This window comes from Myxococcales bacterium (assembly GCA_016720545.1).
Lineage (GTDB): Bacteria > Myxococcota_A > Polyangia > Polyangiales > Polyangiaceae > JAAFHV01.
The window spans coordinates 154,289-180,098 of the sequence record JADKKK010000012.1 but is presented as its reverse complement, the minus strand read 5'-3'; the positions used below and the strand labels follow the sequence as shown (position 1 = coordinate 180,098).

At 72.4% G+C, this 25,810-nt stretch carries 23 protein-coding genes; 12 read left to right on the top strand and 11 right to left on the bottom strand.

Translation table 11 applies throughout. The features are described 5' to 3' along the window. Positions 1 to 33 precede the first annotated feature (33 nt). Together IPQ09_21380 and IPQ09_21375 are read left to right on the top strand one after the other, a co-directional pair. A complete protein-coding gene (locus IPQ09_21380; protein MBL0196726.1) occupies positions 34 to 3,330 on the top strand; it encodes a hypothetical protein in 3,297 nt (1,098 codons plus the stop codon). Positions 3,331 to 3,497: 167 nt separating this feature from the next. Beyond that, positions 3,498 to 3,881: a TerB family tellurite resistance protein gene (locus IPQ09_21375; protein MBL0196725.1), complete on the top strand. Its 384-nt coding sequence runs from the start codon at positions 3,498 to 3,500 to the stop codon at positions 3,879 to 3,881. Positions 3,882 to 3,994: 113 nt separating this feature from the next. On the opposite strand, the gene IPQ09_21370 is transcribed toward IPQ09_21375, so the two are convergent. From IPQ09_21370 to IPQ09_21360, 3 genes are read right to left on the bottom strand one after another with little or no spacing between them, the layout of a single operon-like run. Beyond that, positions 3,995 to 4,381: a response regulator gene (locus IPQ09_21370; GenBank protein ID MBL0196724.1), complete on the bottom strand. Its 387-nt coding sequence runs from the start codon at positions 4,379 to 4,381 to the stop codon at positions 3,995 to 3,997. Between the two features lie 32 nt (positions 4,382 to 4,413). Beyond that, a complete protein-coding gene (locus tag IPQ09_21365) occupies positions 4,414 to 4,656 on the bottom strand; it encodes a hypothetical protein (protein ID MBL0196723.1) in 243 nt (80 codons plus the stop codon). Then, positions 4,653 to 5,750: a hypothetical protein gene (locus IPQ09_21360; protein ID MBL0196722.1), complete on the bottom strand. Its 1,098-nt coding sequence runs from the start codon at positions 5,748 to 5,750 to the stop codon at positions 4,653 to 4,655. The genes IPQ09_21365 and IPQ09_21360 overlap by 4 nt, the downstream gene beginning before the upstream one ends. A 101-nt stretch (positions 5,751 to 5,851) precedes the next feature. Between IPQ09_21360 and IPQ09_21355 the strand changes: the two genes are divergently transcribed. The 9 genes from IPQ09_21355 (at position 5,852) to IPQ09_21315 (ending at position 13,494) form a co-directional block, all read left to right on the top strand. Then, positions 5,852 to 6,169 carry a hypothetical protein gene (locus IPQ09_21355; protein ID MBL0196721.1) on the top strand — a complete coding sequence of 106 codons (318 nt, stop codon included), beginning with the start codon at positions 5,852 to 5,854 and terminating at the stop codon, positions 6,167 to 6,169. A 407-nt stretch (positions 6,170 to 6,576) separates the two neighbouring features. Further along, complete coding sequence (locus IPQ09_21350) at positions 6,577 to 6,936, top strand: hypothetical protein (protein ID MBL0196720.1); 360 nt, start codon at positions 6,577 to 6,579, stop codon at positions 6,934 to 6,936. 7 nt (positions 6,937 to 6,943) lie between these two features. Further along, entirely contained in the window at positions 6,944 to 7,447 is a 504-nt protein-coding gene (locus IPQ09_21345; protein MBL0196719.1) for a 3-dehydroquinate dehydratase, read from the top strand. Between the two features lie 181 nt (positions 7,448 to 7,628). Further along, entirely contained in the window at positions 7,629 to 8,072 is a 444-nt protein-coding gene (gene accB, locus IPQ09_21340; protein MBL0196718.1) for an acetyl-CoA carboxylase biotin carboxyl carrier protein, read from the top strand. Next, a complete protein-coding gene (gene accC, locus IPQ09_21335) occupies positions 8,072 to 9,427 on the top strand; it encodes an acetyl-CoA carboxylase biotin carboxylase subunit (GenBank protein ID MBL0196717.1) in 1,356 nt (451 codons plus the stop codon). Before accB ends, accC begins: the two co-directional genes overlap by 1 nt. Positions 9,428 to 9,572: 145 nt before the next feature. Beyond that, positions 9,573 to 10,040 (top strand): hypothetical protein, encoded by a 468-nt coding sequence (locus tag IPQ09_21330; GenBank protein MBL0196716.1) that lies wholly within the window; start codon positions 9,573 to 9,575, stop codon positions 10,038 to 10,040. A gap of 114 nt (positions 10,041 to 10,154) precedes the next feature. Continuing rightward, positions 10,155 to 11,027 (top strand): rhomboid family intramembrane serine protease, encoded by an 873-nt coding sequence (locus IPQ09_21325; protein ID MBL0196715.1) that lies wholly within the window; start codon positions 10,155 to 10,157, stop codon positions 11,025 to 11,027. Beyond that, complete coding sequence (locus IPQ09_21320; protein MBL0196714.1) at positions 10,963 to 11,934, top strand: glutamate racemase; 972 nt, start codon at positions 10,963 to 10,965, stop codon at positions 11,932 to 11,934. Before IPQ09_21325 ends, IPQ09_21320 begins: the two co-directional genes overlap by 65 nt. Before the next feature lie 78 nt (positions 11,935 to 12,012). Then, the gene (locus tag IPQ09_21315; GenBank protein MBL0196713.1) at positions 12,013 to 13,494 is read left to right on the top strand and encodes a nicotinate phosphoribosyltransferase; all 1,482 of its coding nucleotides are present in this window, start codon (positions 12,013 to 12,015) and stop codon (positions 13,492 to 13,494) included. A gap of 23 nt (positions 13,495 to 13,517) precedes the next feature. On the opposite strand, the gene IPQ09_21310 is transcribed toward IPQ09_21315, so the two are convergent. The 4 genes from IPQ09_21310 to IPQ09_21295 all read right to left on the bottom strand — a co-directional run bounded on the left by IPQ09_21310 (position 13,518) and on the right by IPQ09_21295 (position 20,156). Next, entirely contained in the window at positions 13,518 to 14,819 is a 1,302-nt protein-coding gene (locus IPQ09_21310) for a homoserine dehydrogenase (GenBank protein MBL0196712.1), read from the bottom strand. Positions 14,820 to 14,970: 151 nt separating this feature from the next. After that, entirely contained in the window at positions 14,971 to 17,406 is a 2,436-nt protein-coding gene (gene lon / locus IPQ09_21305; protein ID MBL0196711.1) for an endopeptidase La, read from the bottom strand. A 228-nt stretch (positions 17,407 to 17,634) separates the two neighbouring features. After that, complete coding sequence (locus IPQ09_21300) at positions 17,635 to 18,969, bottom strand: DUF1015 domain-containing protein (protein ID MBL0196710.1); 1,335 nt, start codon at positions 18,967 to 18,969, stop codon at positions 17,635 to 17,637. 131 nt (positions 18,970 to 19,100) lie between these two features. Beyond that, positions 19,101 to 20,156: a hypothetical protein gene (locus IPQ09_21295; protein MBL0196709.1), complete on the bottom strand. Its 1,056-nt coding sequence runs from the start codon at positions 20,154 to 20,156 to the stop codon at positions 19,101 to 19,103. A 138-nt stretch (positions 20,157 to 20,294) separates the two neighbouring features. Here IPQ09_21295 and IPQ09_21290 point away from each other — a divergent pair, with 138 nt between their 5' ends. Further along, complete coding sequence (locus IPQ09_21290) at positions 20,295 to 21,749, top strand: serine/threonine protein kinase (GenBank protein ID MBL0196708.1); 1,455 nt, start codon at positions 20,295 to 20,297, stop codon at positions 21,747 to 21,749. 22 nt (positions 21,750 to 21,771) lie between these two features. Here the strand turns inward: IPQ09_21290 and IPQ09_21285 are convergent, their stop codons facing one another. The 4 genes from IPQ09_21285 to pilM all read right to left on the bottom strand — a co-directional run bounded on the left by IPQ09_21285 (position 21,772) and on the right by pilM (position 25,789). Further along, positions 21,772 to 22,602: a BtpA/SgcQ family protein gene (locus IPQ09_21285; GenBank protein MBL0196707.1), complete on the bottom strand. Its 831-nt coding sequence runs from the start codon at positions 22,600 to 22,602 to the stop codon at positions 21,772 to 21,774. Then, positions 22,599 to 23,615, bottom strand: coding sequence for a type II secretion system protein GspN (gene gspN / locus IPQ09_21280; GenBank protein ID MBL0196706.1), 1,017 nt, complete (start codon positions 23,613 to 23,615; stop codon positions 22,599 to 22,601). Before gspN ends, IPQ09_21285 begins: the two co-directional genes overlap by 4 nt. Positions 23,616 to 23,717: 102 nt before the next feature. Next, entirely contained in the window at positions 23,718 to 24,266 is a 549-nt protein-coding gene (locus tag IPQ09_21275) for a type II secretion system protein M (GenBank protein MBL0196705.1), read from the bottom strand. Further along, positions 24,266 to 25,789: a pilus assembly protein PilM gene (pilM, locus tag IPQ09_21270; GenBank protein ID MBL0196704.1), complete on the bottom strand. Its 1,524-nt coding sequence runs from the start codon at positions 25,787 to 25,789 to the stop codon at positions 24,266 to 24,268. Before pilM ends, IPQ09_21275 begins: the two co-directional genes overlap by 1 nt. Positions 25,790 to 25,810 lie beyond the last annotated feature (21 nt).

The window sequence follows — 25,810 nt, the reverse complement described above, 5'->3', positions numbered from 1 at the left end:
TCGGCGGGCACCAGCAAGAGGCGTAAGGAACCGATGGCTAGCGCGCTCGACGCGTCCGTGACGCTCGAAGACGTCCTCACCGTGGTGGCGGCCAAGCGCGTGCCTCTGGCGCCGGAGCTCGCCGGCTACCTGGTGCTGGAAATCGCGGACGGCGCCGACCCCACGGGAGGCGCTGTCGAGCCGCGTTCGGTGTTCATCGGTGACGAGGGCAGCGTCGCCGTCGTGCGCGCGCGACGGACCGAGCCTTCGGCGCAGGACGCCGAGGTCTCCGCGAGGAGCCTCCTCGCACGCCTGCTCGAGGCCGGTGGCTCCACGACCCCCGCGCTCACGGCGACCGCGCGACGACGCTCCACGGGCGGGCTTCGCGCCCTCGCCACGGAGATCGAGTCTGCGCTCATCCCCGTCAACCGCTCCGCCGGACGGCGCGCGCTGGCGCGGCTCGCCCGCGAGGTCAAGCGCGTGACCCAGGGCGTGGGGCGCAACGCGACGGCGTCGCCGGTCGCGCGACGCGAGGAGCCTCGCGCCGACGCGCCCCAGCCCGCGGCCCGCGAGCCCGCGGCGACCCACGACCGCTGGGACGAGCCCGCGACCGCGCTTCCCCTCGGGCCGGCCGACACTCCTGCGCCAGCCCCAACGAGCCCCGCGGCGACCGCCCGGGACCCCTCTGCGGCGCAGCCCGAGGGCACCGCCGATGGCCCGGCTCGCACGCGAGCGCCAGCGGAGGCTGCGGCCGACCCGCTAGCCGACGAGCCGTTCTACGAGCTCCCACTGCCAGCCGTCGAGGTGTTCCGCTCCTCGGCGCCGCCGCCGTCGCCGAGCTACCTCGTCCCGGCCCTCGCGGCCCCGCCGGTCCCCGTGGTCGTGGCTCCGCCGGTCGCCTCTGTCGCCGCCGCACCCCCTGCGCCGGTCGAGCCCGCGCCCGATCCGCCCCCTGCCCCCGGTCTCCCCGTCGTCGCGCCATCCGCCACGGGGTCTGCGCCGGTTGTAACGCCCCCACCGCCCGCGGTCGTCGCGCCTCCCCCTCCGCTCGTCGCGCCTCCCCCTCCGGTCGTCGCGCAGCCCCCTCCGGTCGTCGCGCAGCCCCCTCCGGTCGTCGCGCAGCCCCCTCCGCTCGTCGCGCAGCCCCCTCCGCTCGTCGCGCCTCCCGTCCCGGTCGTGGCGCAGCCCCCTCCGGTCGTCGCGCCTCCCCCTCCGGTCGTCGCGCCTCCCCCTCCGGTCGTCGCGCCTCCCCCTCCGGGCGTCGCGCAGCCCCCTCCGGTCGTCGCGCCTCCCCCTCCGGTCGTCGCGCCGCCCCCTCCGGGCGTCGCGCCTCCCCCTCCGGTCGTCGTCGCGCAGCTCCCTCCGGCCGCGGCGGCCCCTGCGCCGCCCGAGACCCCGCCTCCGGCGCTTACGCCTCCCGCCGCCGTCGTCGCGCCGCCCGCCCCAGCCATCGTCGCGCCGCCCGTGACGCCGCCTGCGCCACCCGTGGCCCCGCCCGCGCCCGTCGTCGCGCCACCGGCTCGCCCCGTCCCCCCCGCGGCCCAGCCGCGCCCCCCCACGGCGACGGCCCCCGCGGTGCCGGCCCGACCCGTCGAGGCGGCGCCCGCGGTCGCGGCGCTGCCCGCCGTCACAGCCCCCGCTCGTGTCGAGCCCGCTCCTGCCCTCCCCCTCGAGCCGGAGCCGTCGCCCGAACGGCCCCCCGCGGCGCACCTCGCCACGCCGCGGAACCTCACGCCCCCTCCCGCGCGGCCGGTGGCGCTCCCGAAGCCCGCGTTCGAGGGCGACGACGTCGACGCGCTCCTGGCCGTGTTCGAGATCTCGAGCCGCAAAGATGACCGCGGCGTGTCGGCCGACCTGCGCGGCCTCGTGGACGTCGCGCTCACCCCGCCACCCCCGACCGCGGAGGAGCTCGCCGCGTTTCAGCGCCCCCGCGGCGCGGTCGCCCTCGACCCGCCGCTCGGGGCGGAGGTGGAGCCCACGCTGCGCCCCGGAGACGTCGCGCCCGTCGCTCGCGCGGCCGCCCCGGCTCCGGAGCACACGCCGCCCCCGGGCGAGCTCGAGACCCCGCCTCCCCCTCGAGGAACGCCCCACGACGAGTCGCGCACCCCCGCTCCCGTCGACGTCGGTTTGCGCACCCCTGCCCCGGTCGACATTCATTCACTTACCCCCGCCCCCCCCAGCGGTGACGGGCCGTTCCGCCGGACCCGAACGAGGCGACCCATGTCGTCGGGGCGACACGAGCCGCGGCGCCTGGCCTCCGTCGCGCTGCCCGAGCCGAGCGCCCCGCCTCCGTCGGCGCGGGAGGGCGATCGCGACCTCGACCGCGATCGCGACCTCGAGCCACGCGACGCGCGACCTCGCGCGACCTCACGCGATCGCGACTACCGCCCGCGCGACGACCGCGACGACGGCCGCGACCTCGACCGCGACGGCCGCGACCTCGACCGCGACGGCCGCGACCTCGACCGCTACCGCGCTCGGGACCGCGACGTGCGCGAGGAACGCGGGTACGACGACGACGTGCCGCGCTCGCGCCGAGACCGGCCCCGCGAGCCCCGCGCAAGGGAGGATCGCGACGACCGGGACGAGGCGCCTCGGAGTGAGCGCCTCCGGGCCCCGCGCCTCCCCGCGGAACCGAGCTACAGCCCGCCCCGCGCGCCGAGGACGAGCTTCGCGTTGGTCGCAGGCGCGCTCCTCGCGGTGCTCGGCGTCTCGGCGGCCATCTACGCGCGACACCCCGAGTTCTTCGGCGGATCGCGCGGCGGGCCGACCGCGGCGCCCTCATCCGCGCCGACGCCGCAGCCGGGCGTGCCTTCCGGAGCGCGCTGCAAGGCGTCCGTCGTCGTCACCGACGTGCCGGCGGGCGCCGAGGTCCTCTGGCGTGTTGGGCGAGCACCGACGGACGCCGAGCGCCTCCCTGTCGGGCGCCTCGAGTTCGTCGCGACCGCAGAGGGCTTCGCGCCCAAGCGCGCGGTCGTTCCCGCGGGGGTCGCGTGGGACACCGGCCCCGACGGCAAGCCGCGCTTCGAGCTGGCGGTCCAGCTCGATCCGACGAAGAAGCCTGGTGCGGACGAACCGTGGCCGCCGGGCGAGACCGGCGCCCCCGTAGGCGGCACCGGGGCTCCGGGCACGGTGCACCTCGTGACGACCCCTCGCGGCGCCGAGGTGTGGCTGCTCATGGGGCTTGGCCCAGAGGCGCGCATCGATCAGCTCGCCTGCAGCGCCGACGTGGACGTCCTGGTGGCGGGCCCTGGCACGTCGCGCAGGCGCCTCCGGGCGCCAGCCGACGCGCTGTCCGCTGCACCCGTCGACGGCGCGCAGACCCACGCCCTTCGGCTCTCCGCAAAGTAGCGACCCTGCCCCGCAGGGCCGAGGCGACCGCGGGCCGAGTGGACGGGCGTGACGGGCGCGGTGCAGCCGCGGGGGGACCCGACGACGCGGCCCCGCCACGTCCCCAGCACGTTCCGATTGACGCGAGGCGAGCTCATCGTCGATCGTTGGCCGCGAGGAACATTTCTATGCACGAACAGCAAATCGCCATCGTCAAGGGGCTCGTCCCCGTCGCCTGGGCCGACGGAGACTTCGGTGAGAAGGAGCGCGAAGCGATCGGAGGGCTCCTGGCCGCGTACGGCGCAAGCGAGGAAGAGAAGAAGGCGCTCTTCGACTACGCCGGCGAGAAGCGAACCCTCGACGACATCAACCTCCAAGACCTCTCCGCGAGCGATCGCCGCGTGCTGCTCCAGACCGCTGTGGTCATCAGCTTCGTCGACGGCGAGCAGAGCATCGAGGAGTCGACGATGCTCGTCGAGCTCGCGTCGCGCCTCCGCATCCCGGACGAGGAGGCCAAGACTGTCATCTCGGAGGCCGCCGCGCGCGCCAAGCAGCACCTCGGCCTCCTGTAGAAAAGCCACCGCCCGTACCGCGCGGTCCGCGAGCGTCACGGCGAAGCCGAAGACGCGCCGGGCGCGCGGTGCGAACGGCGAGCCCCCGCGGCGGCGGCTCGCGCACGCGAAGCTCAGGGCTTCGGCGGGCGGCTCTCGCGCGGACGCGCCGACTCAATCTCTTTGAGGAGCGCGCTTGGGCTGACGGGGAGCGTGTAGAAGCCCGTGCACCCGGCGTCCCGCGCGAGCGTGCGCAGATCGTCGTCGGCGCTCGAGGCGAGCAGGAGGATCGGGGTCGCCCGTGTGTCGTTGCGCGCGCGGAGGCGTCGGCAGAGCTCCACGCCGTCCAACGGGCCGGCGAGCTCCAGCGCGACGACGAAGACGTCCGGGGGCGCCTCTGCCGCGCGCTCGAGCGCCTTCGCGCCGCTCCGCTCGCGCACCACGGCGAACCCCCGCGCCACGAGGAGAGCCTCAAGGACACCCACGACCGAGTCCGAATCGACGGCGAGAAGCACGCGCATGCTCCGCTGACCGTAGCTCAGGCGCGCGGCGGCTACCGCGAAAAGCGCGCGCTCACGCGCAGGCCGCTGGGGGCGTCGCCAAATTCCATCGCAATTCCGATAATTTGCGCAACTTCAGCGCAGACGTGGAGCGGGAGGGCCGAGGCCCGCCCACAGGTGCCCGGTTCGACCTCCAGGCGCACGAAGGGCCCACGCATCGCAGCGGGGAGAGAGGCGCCCGCGTCGGAGACCGTGAGGCGCACGCCGCCAGGCACGGCGTCGACCGAGACCGTCACGGAAGCCCCGGCAGGGTGGCGTCGATCGCCTGGGCGATGAGCTCGCGCACGAGCAGCTGAGACGCCTTGGGGAGCGCTCGCACCGACTCCGAAGGGCTGCCCGACAGCTCGACCTTCACGCCGCAGCGCTCGGCCCGCCCCTCCAGCACGGCCAACGCATGGTTCACTTGCTCCACGAGGTCGAAGGTCGACGAGAGCTCGGAGGTAGACGCCTCCGACGCGACGGCGAGGGTCGCGGCGAGATCGTGACAGGCCGAGAGCCGGCGCCGGAGGGGCTCGGTGCGCTCCTCGCCCGCGACCTCGCGGAGCGCGGTCAGGTCGCGGGTGAGCGGACCGAGCAGCGCCCGCAGCTCCGCGGCCACGCCGCCCGCGAGCCGAGCCCATGCGCCACCGCCCTCCGCGGAGGGCGCCATGGCCGGAAGGATCGAGTCGGGCGACTCGTTGTGCTCGAGCACCTGAGCGAGCTCGCGCGCCACCACGGCGCCCTGCTTGCGCGCCTCCTCGAGCTCACGGGTAAGGCGCTCGCGCTCGGCGCGCTCGGACGCGTCGTCCGCCCGAAGCGTGAGCACCTCGTGACCGCCCTCGAGCTCGACCCTGCCGCCGTAGCGGACCGCCATTCGGCTCAGCCACTGGCGCTCGGTCTCGGCCGTGGACGACGTGTCCGGCCCGAGCGTCATGGCGATGCGCACCTCGTCACCGTCGCCGCGGACCGAGACCGAGGCGCCGGCGCCGCCGCCGTGGTCGACGAGCACGTGGAGCATGCGGCGGAGCTCCGACTCGTCACCGTACACCTCGGTGCCCGTGCCGGGCTCGATCTGCACGCGAGCGTCGGGCGACAGCTCCCACAGCAGCGCTGCGACGTCGATGCGACCTCGGCGAGACGGCGTGGGCGCCACCTTCTGGTGCATGTTCGAGAGGACCCGCACGGCCCCCTCGAGAGCCTCGAGCGAGTCGTCCACGGTCGGGTCGGCCGCGGGCGCTTCGACCTGCGTGCGCAGGACCTGGACACCCTTGCGCAGGCGCTCCGCGGCGCCCTGTGCCTCCTGAGTGAGGAGCCATCCGAGTTCCTGGCGCGTGAGCCTGCCCTTGGTCATTCCGACCATTCTATTCGGGCGCCGCGCGGTGCGGGTCTCTTTTTACGCCGGAGGCGCGACGGCGGCTCGACGGCGTCGGCCCGAGTGCCTACGATCACCAAATGTTGCATGAGATCCGAGCGGCCCGGGCGAGCTACGACCCGGGGCTGAACGTGACCGTGGTCGACGCGGCCGAGGGCGGGGGCGGCGCCCTGCGCGACGTCTCGAGCACCTTGCTGCTCGACGCCGACGGGCTCCTCGCCGGCGTCGACCTCCGGGACGGCGCGGGGCGCGGGTGGGTCGTCATGCTCCGCCCCCACGAAGACGTCGCGAGCTCGAGGCCCGCCAGAGTTCGCGCCGCGCTCGCGCTCGACGGCCGCCCGGCGACGCTCCACGTCCCCGACGTCCGCGCCCGGGGCTCGGAGATGGCGATCCTCTAGTCCCCTGGAGTCGTGGTTCGTATCAGAAGTCCGGTCTTCGGTGTCATGCCGAGGAGCGATGGGGTGCCCCGTTTTCGGCGGCGGCGGGCCCGTCCTCAACTCGGACGTCGTTCCGCGCGGTGGAGGCGGCGCTTTGCGCTCAGGGGGCAGTGGTTTCGGGGGTGACCGCGCGAGAACGCCGACCCTCGAACATGAGTATCCTCCCACCGCCGCCGAAGACGGGACACCCCTCGCTCCCTTGTGGCGAAAGGCCGAGCCGCGCGACTTCTGGAAGGGATCACGCTTCCAGGAGACTAGCCGCCTGGACGACTCAGCACGTTCATGCGATGAGGCGCCGAGACCGCAAGATCTCGCACTCCTACCGCGTTAGTTGACGCCGGGCCGGGGGCCCTCGTACCGTGAGGACCATGTTCCAAGAGGCGCTGAAGGAGCTCGTCGACAAAACGGACGGCGGCATCGCGGGGCTCGTGATGGACTCGAGCGGCATCGCGCTCGACAGCTACGCGAAGGACGGCGCCGCGTTCGACATCAACACGATCGGCATCGAGTTCAGCGTCGTCGTCGGCGGCATCCGTCGCGCGACCGAGATGCTCGAGGCCGGCGTCGCCGAAGAGATCGCGGTGGGGAGCGAGAAGCTCGTCACCGTCATCCGAACGCTGGGCGACCAGTACTTCCTCGCGCTCGCGATGCTGCCCGAGGGGAACATGGGGCGCGGCCGGTACAACCTGCGGATCGCCGCGCCCAAGATCCTCGCCGAGCTGGCGTAGGGTCCCCGTGGGCGCCGCCGGCCCGGCGCGCGAGTCCAACGAGGCCAGCCGGCGCCTCCGCATCGCGTGCTTCTCGGGCCCGAACCTGCAGCTCCTCGGCCAGCGCGAGCCCGACGTGTACGGGACCGAGACCCTGGCGGCCATCCACGCGCGCCTCCACGCGACCGCCGCGTGTCTCGACATAGACCTCGACGCACGCCAGACCAACCACGAGGGCACGCTGTGCGACTGGATCGCCGAGCTGCCGGGCACGGCCGACGGCCTGCTCCTGAACGCTGGCGCCTACACCCACACGTCTATCGCGCTGCTCGACGCGCTCCGGGGCACAGGGGTCGTGTGTGTGGAGGTGCACCTGTCGAACCCCGAGGCGCGCGAGCCCTTCCGGCGCGTGTCCCGCGTCGCGGCGGCGTGCATCGGGAAAGTATGCGGCTTCGGGGGCGACAGCTACCTGCTCGCCCTCGACGGCCTGGTCCGCGTGCTCCGCGCCAGCGCGCCCGCCCCACGCCCGTAGCGGCCACGCCGTCGCCTCGACTTCGCACCGCGAATCTCGCTTCGCGCGCGACAAATACGCGCGACGCGATCGTTGCCGAACGGCGGGCGTCGACATAGTGTCCGCTTCGCCGCGGAGCACAGATGGCGCAAGCAGCGAGGCGCGATGGCGCAAGCATGCGAGCACGAGGCGGCGGAGGAACATGTCGGTCGACATCGAAGAGCTACGCGCACTGTTGAAGGTCCTCGCAGAAGAGGACGTGGCCGAGTTCGAGCACGAGGCCGGCGGCGTCCGCATCCTCGTCAAGCGGGGCGCAGTCGTCGTCGCGCACGCGCCGCTGCCCGCGCCGAAGCCCGCCCAGGGCGCGGCCCCGGCGCCGTCTGGGCCGGCGCCTGTCGACGAGAACTCGGTCGACGTCACGAGCCCGTTCGTCGGCACGTTCTACCGCGCGGCGAGCCCCGAGGCGCCGGCGTTCGTCGAGGTGGGCTCGGTCGTGCGACCTGGACAAGCGCTCTGCATCGTAGAAGCGATGAAGCTCATGAACGAGATCGAGGCGGAGCTCGCGGGCACCATCGTCGAGGTCTACGCGCAGAACGGGAAGCCGGTGGAGTTCGGCCAGAAGCTCTTCCGCATGAAGAAGGCCTGATGTTCAAGAAGATCTTGATCGCGAACCGCGGGGAGATCGCCCTGCGTGTGCTCCGCGCCTGCAAGGAGCTCGGCGTCCGCACGGTGGCGGTGCATTCCGAGGCCGACGCCCGTGCCCTTCACGTGCGCTTCGCCGACGAGGCCGTGTGCATCGGGCCGGCGGCGGCGGCACGCAGCTATCTCCACATTCCGTCGATCGTCAGCGCGGCGGAGGTCACCGGCGCCGACGCCGTGCACCCCGGCTACGGGTTCCTCTCCGAGAACGCAGAGTTCGCGCGGTTGCTCGGCAAGTGCGGCGTCGCGTTCATCGGCCCCACGCCCGACGCGATGCGCGCGTGGGGCGACAAGGTCACGGCGCGCGCAAACGCGCAGAAACACGGGCTCCCGCTGCTCCCAGGCAGCCCCGTGCTCCGCGACGAGGCGCACGCGATCGAGGAGGCCCGGCGCATCGGCCTCCCGGTCATCCTGAAGGCGTCGGGTGGCGGCGGCGGCCGCGGCATGCGCATCGTGCGCGCCGAGGCCGAGATCGGGAACGCGTTCTCGCAGGCGGTGCGAGAGGCCGAGGCCGGCTTCAAGAACCCCGATGTCTACATGGAGAAGTTCATCGAGAACCCGAAGCACATCGAGTTCCAGGTGATCGCCGATCAGCACGGCGGCGTGTGGACGCTGGGCGAGCGCGAGTGCTCTCTCCAGCGGCGCCACCAGAAGGTCATCGAGGAGGCCCCGAGCCCCGCCATGACGCCGGAGCTGCGCCAGGAGATCGGCGAGATCATCCGGCGCGCCGTGCGCGCGACCGACTACACCTCGCTCGGCACGCTGGAGTTCATCATGGACACCGACGCGGACCGGAAGCTGTATTTCCTGGAGATGAACACCCGCGTACAGGTCGAGCATCCGGTGACCGAGATGGTGACCGGGCTCGACCTCGTGCAGCTCCAGATCCGCGTCGCCGCGGGGGAGCGGATCGACCTGCCCGACACCCGCCCGTGGAGCTTCCGCGGCCACGCGATCGAGTGCCGCGTCAACGCCGAAGACCCCGTCACCTTCGCGCCCTGGCCGGGCCTCATCTCCGAATATTTCCCGCCCGGCGGCACCGGCGTGCGGGTCGACTCGGGCGTCTACGGGGGCTTCCGGGTCCCTTCCGACTACGACTCGCTCATCGCGAAGGTCATCGTGCACGCCAGCACCCGCGGCGAGGCCGTCACCCGCATGCGGCGTGCGCTCGACGAGTTCATCGTAGGCGGCATCCGCACGAACATCCCGCTGCACCAGCGCCTCCTCCGAGACGCCGAGGTGCTCGACGGCACCATGACGACCCGCACGGTGGAGCGGATCGTGGCCACTCCGCAGGACTGATCGCGCAGGGACCGCGCGCGCGCGGCCGAGCTCGCGCGACGGCGCAGCGCGCGAGGCCCTTGAACTCTCCCCGCACTTCCCATACTGGTTCCGACGCTTGGGTTCATCGCGCTCACCGCTCAGCCCCCACCTCCCGCGCGGCGCCATGGCGCTCGCGCTGTTCGCGTGCGCGGCGTGCGAGACCGGCACCACCGCGGACGAGCTGTCGATTACGGGCGTGGTCGTGCGCGCCGAGCCCCTCACGCGCGGCACCGGCTGCGGCACGAAGGCCGGTCAGGTCTACAAGTACGCCGCGGTCGCCACGCGGGCCGGTACCGACCGGGTGGTCGACGCGGGCCTCTACGACTGCTTCGCGGACGCCGCGTTCGTCAACTTGCCCCCCGACGAGGGCGGCTCGTACCGCTTCGACATCCACGTGTTCGCGTTCGACCGAGGCCAACACGACGCCCAGGCCGGCGCCATGGGCACCGCGCTCTCGCGCGACGACAGCGGCGCGCCCGCCGGCGCGCTCACGGGGTTCCGCGCGCTCATGACGCTCGCGAAGACGCGCTGCACAGTCACGCAGACCCTGACGGTCCAGTCGATCGCCAGCTGCGAGCCCCTCGCCCGCTGACTCCGCTGTGGGCGCGTGCGGGTCCGCGCCCGGGCGAGCGCTGCGAGCGGCCCTACGTTCCCCCGCTCGCCCCGCTCGTCGCGCCGTCGCGCGTTTGCTACGCTCCGAGAACGCATGGCAGCGGAACCCTCCCAGCTCGGCATCGCGCTCCCCAGACCCGGCAAGGCGCTGCGGGCCATGTTGGTCGTGCTCGCGGCGATGTCGGTCGTCTCCGCGCTCGTCGTTCACTGGATCCCCGGTCCGCCGCGCGGGGTCGAGCTCTTCGGTCTGCTCACCTTCGACGCCGGACAACGTGCATTCTACATGGAGCCGTGGCGCATCGTCACGAGCGGCCTGCTGACGAGCCCCATCGGCATCAGCCACACCCTCTTCACGCTGCTCGGGCTCTACTTCCTTGGCGCCGACCTCGAGCGTCGCTGGGGCGGCGCGCGCCTCCTCCGACTGCTCCTCATCGCGGTGGTGACCGGCAACCTGCTCGCGTGGGGGCTCGCGCAGGTCTTCCCGTCGAGCGCCGTCCTGCGTGGCGACGCGCTCTTCGGGCCCGAGGCCGCGCTGGTGGCCACCGCCGTCGCGTGGGGCCGCGAGAACCCCACGGCGCAGATCCGGCTCTTCTTCTTCCTGCCGGTCACGGGCACGAGGCTCATCTGGGTGACCCTCGGATTCTGCGCGCTCGGCCTCGTGTACACGCAGAGCCAGCCCGAAGGCGTCGTGGCTCCGTTCGGCGGCGCCCTCGTGGGAATGTTGCTCGGCGGCACGCCGTCGCCGGTGCGGCGCCTCTTCCTTCGCGCCAGGCTCGGCGTCATGCGGAAGAGGGGCCCGGTGCTCACGGTCGAGTCGCTGCTCGACGACGACGCGACCGCCCGGCCGGTGGAAAAGGGGGGCAAGGGCAAGGGTGGCAAAGCCCCGGCGCTGCGCGTCGTGTATGGCGGGCTCGAGGACGATCCCGAAGGCAAGAAGGCCCCGAAGGACAAGCGGTGGCTCAACTAGCTCGCTCAGCAGCTCAGCCCGCAGCTCAACCCGCTCAGCGAGCGCACGCGCTCGGTCCCGCGCGCGCGAGCCGGCCGGCGTGAGCGACCGCGATCAGCGCCGCGCCGCCCCGCTTGGCGTGTTCGACTCGGGGCTCGGCGGGCTCACGGTCGTCCGCGCGCTGCGGGCCGCCCTGCCCTACGAGGACATCGTGTACCTCGGCGACACGGCGCGCGTGCCTTACGGCACGAAGGGCCCCGACACCGTGGTGCGTTACGCGCTCGGGTGCGCGCGCCACCTCGTGGGCCGTGGCGTGAAGGCCATCGTCATCGCCTGCAACACGGTGAGCGCGGTCGCGCCCGAGCGGCTCCGTATCGAGCTCGATCTGCCGGTGCTCGGGGTGATCGAGCCCGGCGCTCGCGCCGCGGTGCGGGCTACGCGGAGCCACCGCATCGGAGTGCTCGCGACGCTCGGGACGGTCGCGTCTGGGGCCTACCCGCGGGCCGTGTCGGCGCTCTCCACGCGCGCAGAGACCACGGCGCAGGCCGCGCCTCTGCTCGTGCCCCTCGCCGAGGAGGGCTGGACCACGGGAGAGGTCCCGCGCCTCGCCGTGGAGCGGTACCTCGCGCCGCTCGCGCGCGCCGGCGTCGACGTGGTCGTCCTCGGGTGCACGCACTACCCGCTCCTCCGGGGAGTCATCGAGGAGGGCACCCGCGAGGCGATCGGCCCCCACGTCGCCGTCGTCGACAGCGCGGAGGCCACCGCGGAGGACACCGCCGCGTTCCTCTCGGCCCGCGGCTTGACGCGGCCTGAGGACCGCCTCGGCACGGTGCGGCTCCTCGTCACCGACCTGCCGCGCTCCTTCGGCGCCCAGGCCGAGCGGTTCCTGGGCGAGGCCGCGGTCGACGTCGAGGCCATCGACCTGTAGCAGGCTCGGCGCGTCGTACGAGCGAATCGAGAGAAAGAGTACTTGACACTCTTTTGGGTGTTCCTATCTTCTCTCCCCATGACGACCCCCGCTGGGCCCTCCATCCTCACCTCCGACGGCTACAAGTTCAGCATGGCCGAGGCGGGGTATCCGCTCCGCACCGAGACCTTCTACCTGTCTCACCGCCGCGGCGGACCGCAGGTCGTGCCGTTCGACGCCCACGCCCTCGTCGCGCGCCTCCTCCCCTCGGTGGAGCAGGGCGACTACGCTTACCTCGCAGAGCACGGCTACGACATGGGCGCGGGCTTCAAGGCGGCCATCGTCGCGCGCGAGGCGCTCACCGTGCGCGCGCTGCCGCAGGGCGCGTGGTTTCTCCCACGCGAGCCCTGGCTCACCATCACGGGGCCGTCGGCGCTCGTGTCCTGGCTCGAGCCGCTGCTCTTGCAGGCGAGCTTCCGAGTGCAAGTCGCGACCCTCGCGCTTACCTCGCTCGCCTCGCTCGCCTCGCCCGACGCGCTGGCACGCGAGCTCGGCGTGCTCACCTGCGAGGCGGAGCGCGACCTGGTGGGCGAGACGCTCGACGCCGTCGGCGTGGCCGCGCCGAAGCTCGCCGTCGACGAGGCGGCCTACGCCGAGCGCGTGGCGGGCCGGGTCCGCGACCTCGTGCGCATCACGGACGGTCGCTTCTTCGAGGTAGGGCTGCGGGCGGCGACCTGCGTGGCGCAGCACCGCGTCGCCCTCCGGGCCGCCAAGGAGGCAGGGCTCCGACGCACGAGCCACGCCCTGCTCGCGCGAGAGCTCGGGCTCGAGCCGGTGGGCACCATGGGCCACGAGCACGTGCAGCGCTTCGGCACCGACGAGGACGCCTTCCGCGCCATGCGCGATCGACGGCCGGGCCGCTCGAGCTTCCTGCTCGACACGTTCGACACGCTCCGGTCGGGGCTGCCCGCCGCGCTGCGCGTCATGGCCGAGGCGCCCGACGCCGGCGACAGCGTGCGCTACGACTCGGGCGACAAGGAGGCCCAGTACCGCGAGGTCGTCCGCCTCGGGCGCGAGCTCGGGCTGCGGCCTGTGCACATCCTCGAGGACAGCTTCGATCTCCCGCTCACGCAGCGCTTCGAGGACCTGCGGCGCGAGCTCGGCGTCCCGGCGGACACGCAGTTCTACGGCTACGGCGGCTTCCTCGTCGCGCAGACCACGAACCGCGCGCTCACCCGGGATCGGGTCGCTGCAGTCTACAAGCTCTCGCAATCGGGCCCGACCCCGAACATGAAGTTCGGCGACGAGGCGGGCGCCGGGAAAGAGAGCGTGCCGGGACGACCGCTCGTCGCGCGGCGCGTTCGGGGCGAGGGACCGGTGGGGCTCATCGTGCAGGAGGGCGAGCCGCTCCCCGACGGTTACGTCGCCGGGGCCGCGCTCGGCCCCGCGGAGCTCACCCTCGCGCGCGACATCGAGGGGGCTTCCCTCGCGCAGAGCGAGGCGACGAAGGCCCTCGTCGCCTCGTGTCGCCGGGCCCGCGAGCGGGTGATCACGGGCGCCGGGCGGCTCGCTCCTTCCTGAGCCTGCGCGGTGTCGTCGACGCGCTACGGCGCGACCGGGAGCACGCGCGCCGGCTCGACCGCGAAGCCCTCGCCGTCGAGCTCTCGCACGGCGGAGGCGAGGCGCGCATGCGTTGCTGGGTGCGTGAGCATCACGACGTCGACCGGGGGCTCGGCCCCGTCGACGGGGCGCTGCGCCTGCTGGAACAGCTCACGAATGGAGACTCCCGCGCGCCCGAGCGACGTCGTGATGCAGCCGAGGACGCCGGGCTCGTCGCGCACGACGAAGCGGAGGTAGAACGGGGCGTGCGCGAGCCCCGGATCGCGCACCCGAGCGGGCGCGGTGCGAACCGCCGCGGTGAGGCGCCCGGCCGCGCCGATCTTGCGCGCTGCGGCCACGTCGAGCAGATCCGCCACGACGCTCACGGCGGTCGGCCCGGCACCTGCGCCCGGGCCCGACAGCAGGCAAGGCCCGAGGGCCTCGCCCTCCACCAGCACCGCGTTGAGCACGCCGCCCACTCCCGCGAGGAGGCCCTCGCGCGGGACGAGCGTGGGGCCCACGCGCATGGCGATCGCCGCGTCGTCGCAGGCCTCCGCGACCGCGAGGGGCTTGATGACGTAGCCGAAGCGCTCCGCCGCGGCGTGATCGATGGGCCCGAGCGCACGCAGGCCCGAGGTAGGCACATCACCCGGCGGCAGGTCCGCGCCGAAGGCGAGCGCCGCGAGGACCACGAGCTTGTGCGCGGCGTCGTGCCCGTCGACGTCGAGCGAGGGCTCGGCCTCGGCATACCCGAGGCGCTGCGCGGCGCCCAGCACCTCGTCGAACGAGAGCCCCTCGCGTTGCATGCGGGTGAGCACGTAGTTCGAGGTGCCGTTCAGGATGCCCGAGAGCCGCCGCACGCGGTCAGACGCGAGGGCGTCGCGGAGCGTGCGGACGACCGGGATGCCGCCCCCCACCGCGCCCTCGAACGCGAGGTCCACGCCGACCTCGCGCGCGCGCGCGAAGAGCTCCGGGCCGTGGTGCGCGAGGAGCAGCTTGTTCGCGGTGATGACGGCCTTGCCCGCGGCGAGAGCCTCGAGCACGAGCGCGCGCGCGGGCTCGGCGCCGCCCATGAGCTCGACCACGATCTGGACCTCCGGATCCCGGACGACCTCTGCCGGCGAGGCCGTGAGGCGCGCGCCGGCGAGCCCGGGCCCCCGCGCCTTGGTTAGATCGCGCACCGCCACCGCGGCGAGCCGCAGCGGCCCGCCTGCCCGCGCCGCGAGCTCCGTCGCGCGCTCCTCGAGCAAGCGCGCCACACCACCGCCCACCGTCCCGCACCCGAGCATGCCCACGCCTGTCGTCATGAGACCGTACGCTACCAGACGCGGGCGCGCCCACTGGCGGATCTCCGCCCCACGTGTACTTTACACATATTACTCGAGCGTCACGTCGACAAACGCGCGCCGGCGCCCCCCGCGTGAACGAGGAGCGCCGGGGGCGTGGGAAGGGCGGCGGTCAGTTCGTGGAGGGCGCGGCAGCCGCCGGCTCGACGCGCGGCGTGGGCTTCTCCTCGAGCGCCGCGTCGAGCACCTGCTCCATTTTCGACGCGGGGATGAACTCGAGGTCGCCCTTCACCTCGGCGGGCACGTCCTCGAGATCGGCCACGTTGCGCTCCGGCAGCACGATGCGCTTGATCCCCGCGCGGTGGGCCGCGAGCACCTTCTCCTTCAGGCCGCCGATGGGGAGCACGCGGCCGCGGAGGGAAATCTCGCCGGTCATGGCGACATCGTGGCGGACCCGGATGCCGGTGAGCAGCGACACGAGCGCCGTGAACATCGTCACGCCGGCGCTCGGGCCGTCCTTCGGCATGGCGCCCGCCGGGATGTGGATGTGGATGTCGCTCTTCTCGAGGAAGTCCTTGGCGATGCCGAACTTGTCGCTGTTGGCGCGCACGTACGAGAGCGCCGCGTGCGCGGACTCCTTCATGACGTCGCCGAGCTGGCCCGTGAGCTGGAGCTTGCCGGAGCCGTACATGCGCGTCGCCTCGATGAAGAGGATCTCGCCGCCCACGCTGGTCCACGCGAGGCCCGTGCACACGCCGGTCTCGGAGGTGCGCTCCGCGACGTCGCTGGTGTAGCGGGTGGGCCCAAGGAACTCACGCACGTGGTCCTCGGTCTCGATGCGTCGCGGCGCGAAGTCGCCCTCCGCGACCTTCACCGCGACGCCACGGATGACGCTGGCGATCTGACGCTCGAGGGTGCGCACGCCGGCCTCGCGGGTGTACCCGTCGATGACGACCTCCACGGCCGGATCGCGGATCTCGAGGAGCGCCGTTCCGTCGGTAGCGGGCTGGTTGGCGATTCCGTGCTCTTCGATCTGCTTCGGGATGAGGTGCTGGCGCGCGATGGCGAGCTTCTCGCGGCGGGTGTACCCCGGGATCTCCAGGATTTCCATGCGGTCGCGGAGCGGCGCCGGGATGGGATCGGCGATGTTCGCCGTGGCGATGAACATCACGTTGGAGAGATCGTAGGGGATCTCGAGGTAGTGGTCGGCGAACGTGTTGTTCTGCTCGGGGTCGAGCACCTCGAGCAGCGCGGACGCGGGATCGCCGCGGAAGTCGTGCCCGAGCTTGTCGACCTCATCCATCATGATGACGGGGTTGATCGTGCCCACCTTCTTCATGCCCTGGATGATCTGCCCGGGCAGCGCGCCGACGTACGTGCGGCGGTGACCGCGAATGGCGGCCTCGTCGTGCACGCCGCCGAGCGACATGCGGTGGAACTTGCGCCCCAGCGCGCGCGCGATGCTGCGCCCGAGCGAGGTCTTGCCGACGCCGGGCGGCCCGAGCAAGCAGAGGATCGGCCCCTTCTTGTCCTTCTTCAGCTTGCGCACGGCGAGGTACTCGAGGATGCGCTTCTTCACCTTCTCGAGGCCGTAGTGATCCTCGTCGAGCACGCGCCGCACGGCCGCGATGTCGAGGTTGTCCGCCGTGGTGACGTGCCAGGGGATGTCGAGGATCCAGTCGAGGTACGTGCGAACGACGGTGTACTCCGCGGAGCCCACCTGCATGTTTCGCAGCCGCTTGATCTGCTTCTTCGCGACCTGCTCGGCCTCGCCAGGCAGGTTCGCCTTGGCGATCCGGTCTTCGAGGCCGTCGAGATCTCCCTGATCGCCGTCGTCCTCGCCGAGCTCCTCCTTGATGGCCTTGAGCTGCTGGCGGAGGACGTACTCGCGCTGGTTCTTGCCCATCTCCTCCTTGATTTGGGAGTTGATGCGCTCGCGCATTTTCAGGATCTCGAGCTGGCGGGTGAGGAGCTTCAGCACCTTGCGGATGCGCTCCTTCGCCTCGACGGTCTCGAGGAGCTGCGCCTTCTCCTCGACGGGGGCGTCGAGGTTCGCGGCGACGAGGTCCGCGAGCGCGCCCGGCGCCTGGATCGAGTCGATGAGCGATCCGGCCTCCCGCGGGAGCTCGGGCATGAGCTGGATCACCTGCTTCGCGATGTCGCGCAGGCTCATGCTGAGCGCCTCGGCCTCGTCGTCGGAGACGGCCTCGTCGTCGAGCCGCACGACCTTGGCCTTCAGGTACGGGCCGGCCTGGGTGACCTCTTCGAGCCGAATGCGGACGAGCCCCTGGAGGATGAGCGAGTAGTTGCCGGAGCTGTGCTTGAGCGCCTTCAACACGCGGGCAGCGCAGCCCACCGTGTGGAGGTCGTCGGCCCCGGGGTCGTCGGTGGACGGGTCTTTTTGCGCGAAGATCGCGATGACGGGAGACGCGAAGTTGTCGACGTCCTCCACGAGGGCGACTGACTTCTCGCGACCCACGTCGAACGGCGCCACCGCGCCAGGGAAGAGGACCGCGTTGCGGATGGGGAGGACGGGGAGCTCATCGCCGAAGGTGATGGGCTCGTCGTCCTTTTCGCGGGGGGCCGTGGGAGCCTTCTTTTCCGACATGATGTGGGTGACCTTCCGGGCAGCACCGGCCGCCGTGATGAATAAAAAAGCGGGCTCGATGTTCCCTTGATCCCAACGGGAGATCAAGGGAATCCAAGGGTTGCCTGAGCGCTCGGCGCGGACCCGAGGAACGTAAGGACCCGCTCGAAAAATGCTCGCGCCGATCGCCGAAGACCGGGTGTGGCGGGAGTCGCGGTGACGCGCTCGCCGCGCTCCGAAGGCTCAGCCTCAGGGCATGGCCGCGACCGTGCGCCCGGGCTCGAGGGTGTGGATCGTGAGGCCGGTGAGGACCTTCGGGTAGAAGAAGGTGCTCTTCTGCGGCATGACCTCCCCGGCCTCGGCGATCTCGCGCACGACCCGGGTGGGCGTCGCGTTCATGAGGAAGAGGACGTCGCCGCGGCCGCCGCGCACCTCGGCGAGGGCCTGCCCGGCGTCTTGCACGTAGTAGAGGTTGGTCTTCGCCGCCTGCGCCTCCTTCGTGATCCCGCACAGGTCCTCCAGGATCGCGCCGTGGAGGAGCGCCACATCCGAGCGGCGCAAGGGCTCGACCTGCGCGCCGAGGGTCGGGTGGTCGGCGAGGTCTGCGGTGGGTCGGAGGGAGAGCAGCGCGGCGCGGCCGTCGGGCGCGCACGCCACGAAGCTCGGCGCGCGCTCGCCGGCGTGCGTCAGGCGCGCGAGCAGCGAGTCGGCGGTAGCCCCGACCCCCAACACGGTCACGTCGAACAGCCCGCGCGTCCCGGCCCCCGCGAGCAGCGCGTCGAAGGAGAAGCCCGACAGATCGTGCGCGTGGCGGTGCGTGGGGAATACGACGAGGTTCGGGTCGTCGCCGTTCGCGAGGAAGGCCATGAAGTAGCGGAACTCGGCGCGGTCCGGCGCACCTGGGTTCTGGCTCGCGATCTCGGCCGCGTAGGCGACGGCCGTCTCGTAGCGATGGTGGCCGTCTGCGATGAGGAGCGAGCTCTGCGCGACCTGCCTCGTGATCGCGCGGAGCGCCGACGGGCCTGTGATCTTGGAGAGCCGGTGCACCACGCCATCATCGGTGGTGAGCTCCGCGAGCGGGCGGGCCTGGGCGAGGTGCTCGTCGAGCGCGCGCTCGGGATCGCGGTAGAGCATGAACCCGGGGCTCAGGTTCGTGCGCGTGGCGCGGAAGAGCTTGAGCCGATCGACCTTCGGCCCGGACAGTGTGCGCTCGTGGGGCAGCACGACGCGGTCGGAGAACGGCGAGAGCCGCACCGCGGCGAGGAAGCCGGTGCGCGTCAGCGTCGGCGCGCCCGCCGGCGCCCCCGGGGGACGAAAGGTCTGATCATAGCGGAAGTACCCAGGCTCCTCGTCCCGCACCAGCGCGCCGGTCGCGCGCATTTCCGCGAGGTGCGTGGCGGCGTGGCCGTAGCGAGTGTCCCCCTCGCCCTCCGGCAGGATCAGGTGCACGACGTTGTTCGGATCCTGCGCGGCGAGCGCCTCACGCCCCTCCGGAGAGATGACGTCGTAGGGCGGCGCGACCAGGCGCTCGAGCGGCGCGCGGCGGTCGTAGCAGAGGGGTGTGAGCGGGGCGATCTCGGCCATGGGGTGACACTACCACGCGCCCGCGGCGGTCCGCCGGGCTCGCGCGAGCACGAGCCGGTCCCGCGCGCGCATGTCTCCGGGCACGTCTGGGACGCCTAGGGTGCCCAACTCTCGGCCGAGCCACCGCAGGCTCAGCGCTTCGTGGCGGGGACCTGGATGCCGAGCTGCGCGAGGCGCTCGGCAGCGCCTGCCCCGCGCAGCCGCGCGCGGAGCCTGTCGAGGGCGGCCGTGCGCTCGTCCGCGGGCCGGGTCGAGCGGACGCCAGGCGCGCGCGGGGGCGAGGTGTCCGCGGCGCGTGAGGCGGCCTCGGGGGGCGGCTCCAAGGGCGACACCGCGGGCGCGTCCGACGCGGCCTCCACGGGCGAGGCGTCGGCGGGCGAGGGCTGCGCCTCGACGCGCGAGGGCTCGTCGCCCGGAAACACGGCGGGCGCGGGCGGCGCCGCGCTCCGCGAAGGCGCGCTCTCGGGGGGCGGCGCGACGCTCTCCGCGGTCGCCGCCATGCTCCGGGACGGCGACACGCTCGGCGGGGCCACGCTCCGGGGCGGCGGCGCCCTCTCCAAGAGCTCGCTGGTCGGACGGTCGGACGGAGGCACACACTCCCGTGGGGAGGACTCGATGGTCAGACGGTCGGACCCAGGCGCGCCCTCCGCAAACGAGGGTTCGGTGGTCGGACGGTCGGACGGGAGCACGCTCTCCCGAGGGTCCGACTCGGCCGGCGTGCTCTCCAAAGGCCGGACCTCGGCGGTCGGCGCCACCGAAGCGGGCGCCTCGGCCGGGTCGCGCGTCGGAAACGGAGGCACGCTGGCAGGCCGTGAAGAGGGCGCCGCAGGTGGCGGCGGGATCGACAGGGGGCTGATGATCACGGCCTGGTCGTTCGCGGACCGCGGCGCAGCGCGGTCGACGAGCGCTTTGGAGCGAGGATCGAGGCGCGTGAAGCGGAGCAGTAGCCCTTCCCCGAGCGGTGTGGGGACGTACCCGGCGACCCGCCCCTCGCCCCGGAGCATGATCGCCCCGGACTCGAGCACGACTTCGAACCGAAGGATCACGCCGTCGGTGCGGGGTCCCGCGCCAACGAGCACGATGGACGCCGCGGTGAGGGCGAAGGCCTCCTCACGAAGGAACTCGTCCTCCGTCTGGTACGGGCGTACGACGCGGACCGCGAAGAGCGAGCGGTGAGACGCTTCCACTCGTCGAGAGTAGACGATGTCGTGCCCGTGAGAAGCCCGATCCGCGCCTCGAGCGGGGCGTCGTCCGTTGGCCCGATGGGGCGTCGAGGCGTATTTCGCCCGCGGCCGGGCGCAGTTGCGCAATAATCGCCCATCCTGGTGCGTCCCTCCCCGCGCGTCGTCAAGCCAGGCCTACGGCTCGGCAACTACGAGCTTTTATGCCCGCTCGCGCAGGGCGGCATGGCGATCGTGTGGCTCGCGCGTAGGGCGGGGTCGCACGCCGAACCGCTCGTCGTGGTGAAGCTGTTGCTCCCGCAGTACGCGCTCGACACCGAGTTTCAGGAGATGTTCGTCGACGAGGCGCGCATCGCCCTGGGGATCCAGCACGCCAACGTCGCGAGCATCCTCGAGACCGGGACGTCCACCGAAGACCCGTACATCGTCATGGAGTACATCGACGGCGAGTCGCTCGCGCGGCTCTCCGACGTCACCCGCAAGGCGAACCTGGCGATCCCGATCAGCGTCGCCCTGCGACTCGTGGCGGACGCGGCGTCCGGGCTCCACGCGGCGCACGAGCTCGCGAGCGGGGGCGAGCCGCTCCACGTCGTGCACCGTGACGTCTCTCCGCAGAACATCCTCATCCGCAGCAATGGGTCCGCCGCGGTCATCGACTTCGGGATCGCGAAGGCCCGCGATCGCCTCGCCGAAGAGACCCGCGCCGGAGACCTGAAGGGCAAGGTCCGCTACATGGCCCCGGAACAGGCCCTCGGCCGCCCCGTCGATCGGCGCGTCGACGTCTGGGCGCTCGGCGCCGTCCTCTACGAGCTCTTCGCCGGACGCGGGCCTTTCGACGGAGGCAGCGACGTGGCAGCCCTCCAGCGCCTCGTTCGCGGGGAGCGCCCGGCCGAGCTCCCGGCGCACGTGCCGGAGCCGGTCCGCGCGGTGGTCGGGCAAGCCCTCAGCCACGACCGCGACCGACGTTTTTCGACGACCGCCGCCCTCGCGCGCGCGCTGGAGCAGGCGATGGGGCTCTCGGGCCTGTCGGCCTCCGCGCGCGACGTCGCGGCGTTCATCGCCCCCTTCATCGCCGAGCGCCTGGGGTCGCGATTCGCGAGCGCGGTCGCCGCCATGGCCGCGCTCGACGGCGTGAGCCCGGACGTCGTCGCGGCGGCCTACCGCGACACCGTTCCGCCGGAGGACCTGGACGAGCGGACCCAGATGCTCGCGTTCGACGCAGGCCTCGGCGCGACCGCCGCGGCGCGCTCGAGCGGCCTCGGCGGCACGATCCGCCTGCCCCCGACCTACTCGAGCATCCCCGCGCCCTCGCAGATAGCCGCGAGCATCTCGGAGGCCCTGGGCGCGATCCCCGCGCACAACTCGACCGCGGCGCCGCTGATCCCGAGCCTGCCCCCCTCGCCTGCCCCCAGCACGCCCGCCGCGCCGCACGGACCCGAGCTGGGCGGGCTCGCCGCCCTCGAGCCCGACAACACGGCGCTCGCACCGGCAGGCTCCGCGGCAGCCAACCGCACGCTGGGCCTCGTGGTGGGGGCCGTCGTGGTCGCCTTCATCGCGACAGGCACCCTCATCGCCGCGCTGGTCCTCGACAAGCTCTGAGCGGCGCTTGACCCCGCAGCGGCTAGCGAGGAAACGCCCGGCGAAACGCCGCGGCGAAGGTGGCCGCGGCGCCGGCGTCGATGGGTCCGCCCGCGTGGCCGTCGGCCCGCAGGGCGCTGCCCACGATCACGCCGTCGGCGTGCTCCGCGAGGGTCGGGAGCGACGCGACGGTGGCGCCGCTGGCGACGAGCACCGGCACCCGAACGCCTGGCCGCGCAGAGGCCCGCGTGGCGAGGGACACCTCGCGGAGCTTGGCCGTGTCGGCCGCGAGTCCGGTGCCAGGCCCCGTCACGAGGACGGCGTCGGCGAGCGCACGGACCACGAGATCGCTGGTCTCCTGCGCGAGCGTCTGCGGTGCCAGCGCGGACGAGTGCTTCACGTCGACGTCGGCCCAGATGGCGACGCCGCCGGCCCCCAGCGAGGCCCGCGCGCGGAGCAGCTCGGCCGCGGCCCCCTCGATGACGCCTTGATCCGTGACGCGCGCCCCGGTCAGCACGTTGACCCGAACGCACGCGGCGCCGACGACATGGGCGATCGAGAGCGCCGTGAGCGCGTCGTTACGCAGCACGTTCACGCCGAGGGGCAGCCCGGGGGCCGCGTCGCGCACGGCGGCGGCGCAGAGGGTCATCGCCGCCGTCGTCACCGGAGGGACGGCGCCGCGAAAGAACGGCACGTCGCCGTAGTTCTCGACCATGCAGAGGTCGAAGCCCTCTGCCGCGAGGACGCGTGCAGACTGCACACACTCGGCGACGATGTCGCGGAGCGGGCGCGAGGCGCCCGGGCTGCCGGGCAGCGCGGCCAAATGGATGACACCGACCAGCAGGCCACCCTTCTTCGTGGTGACGACGCTCATGGAGAGCCTCCGCGTGACGTGCCGAGGCCGCCGAGGCCGGCGGCCGGCAAGAACTGGGGCTTGCCGAGCTGCCCCTTCACCTGGAACGCATAGAAACCGTCCGGGGTCTTGGCCCGCTTGACGGTCGGATCGAGCTCGAAGAGCGGGGGGATGTTCGACCCCGGGGCGCCGAAGATGCTCTTCGTCTTGTCGTTCTTCCCACGGAAGCCGTCGTTCACCTTGAAGCGCACCGCGAGATCGAGGCCCGAGTCGTTCGCGAGCTCGCGCATTTGGATGCGACCGTCGCCCGAGAGCTCGAGATCCTTTCCAGCGGCGCCGAACTTGCTGACCTTGAGGACTCCCTCTTTCGCCTCGGCCTCGAACCGCAGAGCGCCCACCGTGAGCTTCGGCAGCTCGAGGAGCCCCTTGATCTTGGCCTTGCCGTCGCCGACTGAGAGGTCGCGGATCTCGAGGTTGACGACGCCGGAGCCCTTCGAGGCCTTGCCCTCGGGGAGGCGCAGGTCGACCTTCCCGAAGAGCTTTCCCTCCATGGGGACGCCCAATTGCTGGCTCAGCATGTCGATCTTGCCGACGTCGACCGAGTCGAACTCGACCCGGATGATGCGCTCCTTGCCCTTGTCGATGAACTCACCCTCGATCTGGCCCTCGAACGCCTTGAGGGTGAAGGTGACGTCCTTGTTGCCGAAGAGGAGCGAGAGCAGCGAAACGCGCGCACGCGCCTCGTCGAGCTTGAGCTCGACCGGCGGCTTGCCCGGCTCGACCGGCGGCATCAGCAGGTGGACGCCAGTGGCCCGCACGCCCGTGACGAAGTGCGAGTCGAGAGAGTCGATCTGCAGCTCTTGCTGCGAGCTCGACGCGCGCTGCTGCGCATTGAACGTGAAGACGAGGCGCTCCTTCAGCTTGTCGTACGGGAACGTCCACGACAGGAACACGAGAAACGCGACCAGAAAGAAGGTCGGGTAGAGGATCCAGCGCCCGACGGCGCGGAGGCGCTCCTTCATCTGCTGGGTCATGGCGACACCTCGCCTTCGGCTCGGGGTCGCGATCGACCTGCGTTCGCCCCTCCGGTGCTCACGTGGCGGTTCATGCGGTCCCCCGCGGTCGGCACGCCGCGCTCACTTGGGCTCCTTCTTGGCGGCCACCTCGGCGCGATCGTAGGCCGACACGCCGACCTCCACGTCGAACGAGTCGGGCTCGCCGCTGCGCTTGCGCACGTTCAGGCGCGACACGGACACGGGGTGCCCGCTCTGCTCGAGCCCTTCGAGGAACTTGGAGACGGGACGCATGCCGGCTTTCTTGAAATGTATCAATGTATTGCGTTCGACGTAACGTTTTCCGTGCGGCACCTCGGCCCGGTCCACCGAGTCGCTGACGTCGAGCTTCTGCGTCCGCGCCGACTGCTCGAGGTAGCCGGCCAGCGCCGGCGCGCGCTTGCCGTAACGCGCGCCGATCGCATCCTCCCGGCTCCTGCGGTCGCGCACCTTCGCGCGCGCGGCCTGCACCTGGGCGAGCGCGGAGCGCAGCTCGGTGACCTCCGAGTCCTTGCCCGCCGCGAGGCCCGAGAGCACGAGCGGGAGGCCGAACAGGACGAGCACGCCGAGCACCAGCAGCCCCACGGTGAGCGCGCGCTGATCGCGGGGGCTGAGGTTTGCCTTGATCGCCATCACTTACCTCCGCTGGCGCTCGGCGCCGGCTGCGCGACCCCGGAGCCCTTCTTGGTCGTGCCGCGGACGTCCTCCGGGCACTTGAGATCGAGCTCCATCACGTACTTCTGCCGCTCTCCGCCAACGACCTGGTTCGTGCGGGTGATCTTGACGTCGTTGAAGCACCGCTCGCTCTTCAGCGAGGTCATGATCGCCTGCGCGTCGGGGATGGTGCCCACGATGCCGTGCAGGATCACGTGGCCCTTCTGCACGTCGAGCTCTTCGATGTCGTGCACCATGCTCTGCGGGATGTTCTCGGAGATCTTCACCATGACGTCGAAGGCGTCCGCGTGCGGCATGGGGTCTTCGTCCGCGACCTGGGTCTGCTTCGAGAGGAGCTCGAGTGCGCGCGAAGCGCTCTGGGTGCTCTCGCCGAGCACCTCCTTGGTGACCGTGCCCAGCGCGCCTTCGAGGGCCGTGCGCTCGCGGGTCGCGGCGTAGAGCTGCGCGCCCGCCGAGAGGAGCGAGATGAAAAATATCGCCGTCGCCAGGCCCGCGAGCAGCGGGATCTTCTCGCGCACCCACGCGAACCCGCGCTCGAACGACAGCGCGCCTTTTCGCAGGTTCATGCCCAGCGGGCGCGGTCCGACGCCGAGCGCCAGCCCGAGCGCCTTCGCGAAGCGCGGCACCTCGGCGAGGTCGACCGTGCCAGGCCGCTCGAGCTCCAGCGCGGGCGCGGGGATGCGCACGACCTCGAGCCCGAGCTCCCCCGCGAGGAAGCCCTCCGCCCCCGAGACGAAGGCGCCGCCGCCCGCGAGAAACACGCGCGTCGGGGGCTTTCCACCTGCAGCGCGGTGCCCCAGCACGGTGGTGCGGACCTCGCGAGCGAGCTTCGGCGCAGTCGGAGGCAGGCCCCGCGTGCCGAGCGACAAGGTCCGCGCGAACACGGGCTCGCCGGCCTCGAGCACCACGAGATCGCTCGAGTCGTTGCCCAGGTCGAGCAGCAGGATCGGCTCGGCCGACGCGAGCGCCGGCGCCCAGCCGACGAGGTTCGCCAGCGTGAAGCCCCCCACCCCCACGCGCTCCGGCTCGACCCCCGTGGCGCTCTTCACGAGGTCGATCCGCGCGCGCACCTCGCTGGTCGGCGCCACCGCGCACAGCACCGTGAGCGTCGGTGCCTTCTCGGCCGATGGCGCCTGCGGGAGCACTCGGTAGTCGAACACCGACTCGGCCATGTCGAACGGGATGACCGGCTCGAGCTCGAACGGCAGGACGTTGCCGAGCGCCTTCCCGCTGGAGGCCGGGAGGGACAGGTTCACGAAGGCGGCCTTGGACCCCGGGAGGGCCACGGCGGACGCGTCTCCCATGCCGCCCTTCTCACCCAAGAGCGACTTGACGGCCTCCCGTAGGATCGCCGGGAGGTCGGAGTCTGGTCCCACATCCCGGCTCACCATCCCGATGAGGGTGGTCTTCCGGTACGAGAAGCGAATGGCCGCGATCTTCACGGCCGACGCTCCCACGTCGATTCCCAAGCAGACGCTCATGAGAGACTCCCCATCTTCGGC

Excerpts from the sequence above, each read along its gene's own strand:
- IPQ09_21380 (MBL0196726.1), top strand. The coding sequence starts at position 34 with ATGGCTAGCGCGCTCGACGCGTCCGTGACGCTCGAAGACGTCCTCACC.
- IPQ09_21375 (MBL0196725.1), top strand. The coding sequence starts at position 3,498 with ATGCACGAACAGCAAATCGCCATCGTCAAGGGGCTCGTCCCCGTCGCC.
- IPQ09_21370 (MBL0196724.1), bottom strand. The coding sequence starts at position 4,381 with ATGCGCGTGCTTCTCGCCGTCGATTCGGACTCGGTCGTGGGTGTCCTT.
- IPQ09_21360 (MBL0196722.1), bottom strand. The coding sequence starts at position 5,750 with ATGACCAAGGGCAGGCTCACGCGCCAGGAACTCGGATGGCTCCTCACT.
- IPQ09_21355 (MBL0196721.1), top strand. The coding sequence starts at position 5,852 with ATGTTGCATGAGATCCGAGCGGCCCGGGCGAGCTACGACCCGGGGCTG.
- IPQ09_21350 (MBL0196720.1), top strand. The coding sequence starts at position 6,577 with ATGTTCCAAGAGGCGCTGAAGGAGCTCGTCGACAAAACGGACGGCGGC.
- accB (MBL0196718.1), top strand. The coding sequence starts at position 7,629 with ATGTCGGTCGACATCGAAGAGCTACGCGCACTGTTGAAGGTCCTCGCA.
- accC (MBL0196717.1), top strand. The coding sequence starts at position 8,072 with ATGTTCAAGAAGATCTTGATCGCGAACCGCGGGGAGATCGCCCTGCGT.
- IPQ09_21330 (MBL0196716.1), top strand. The coding sequence starts at position 9,573 with ATGGCGCTCGCGCTGTTCGCGTGCGCGGCGTGCGAGACCGGCACCACC.
- IPQ09_21325 (MBL0196715.1), top strand. The coding sequence starts at position 10,155 with ATGGCAGCGGAACCCTCCCAGCTCGGCATCGCGCTCCCCAGACCCGGC.
- IPQ09_21320 (MBL0196714.1), top strand. The coding sequence starts at position 10,963 with ATGGCGGGCTCGAGGACGATCCCGAAGGCAAGAAGGCCCCGAAGGACA.
- IPQ09_21315 (MBL0196713.1), top strand. The coding sequence starts at position 12,013 with ATGACGACCCCCGCTGGGCCCTCCATCCTCACCTCCGACGGCTACAAG.
- IPQ09_21310 (MBL0196712.1), bottom strand. The coding sequence starts at position 14,819 with ATGACGACAGGCGTGGGCATGCTCGGGTGCGGGACGGTGGGCGGTGGT.
- lon (MBL0196711.1), bottom strand. The coding sequence starts at position 17,406 with ATGTCGGAAAAGAAGGCTCCCACGGCCCCCCGCGAAAAGGACGACGAG.
- IPQ09_21300 (MBL0196710.1), bottom strand. The coding sequence starts at position 18,969 with ATGGCCGAGATCGCCCCGCTCACACCCCTCTGCTACGACCGCCGCGCG.
- IPQ09_21285 (MBL0196707.1), bottom strand. The coding sequence starts at position 22,602 with ATGAGCGTCGTCACCACGAAGAAGGGTGGCCTGCTGGTCGGTGTCATC.
- gspN (MBL0196706.1), bottom strand. The coding sequence starts at position 23,615 with ATGACCCAGCAGATGAAGGAGCGCCTCCGCGCCGTCGGGCGCTGGATC.
- IPQ09_21275 (MBL0196705.1), bottom strand. The coding sequence starts at position 24,266 with ATGGCGATCAAGGCAAACCTCAGCCCCCGCGATCAGCGCGCGCTCACC.
- pilM (MBL0196704.1), bottom strand. The coding sequence starts at position 25,789 with ATGAGCGTCTGCTTGGGAATCGACGTGGGAGCGTCGGCCGTGAAGATC.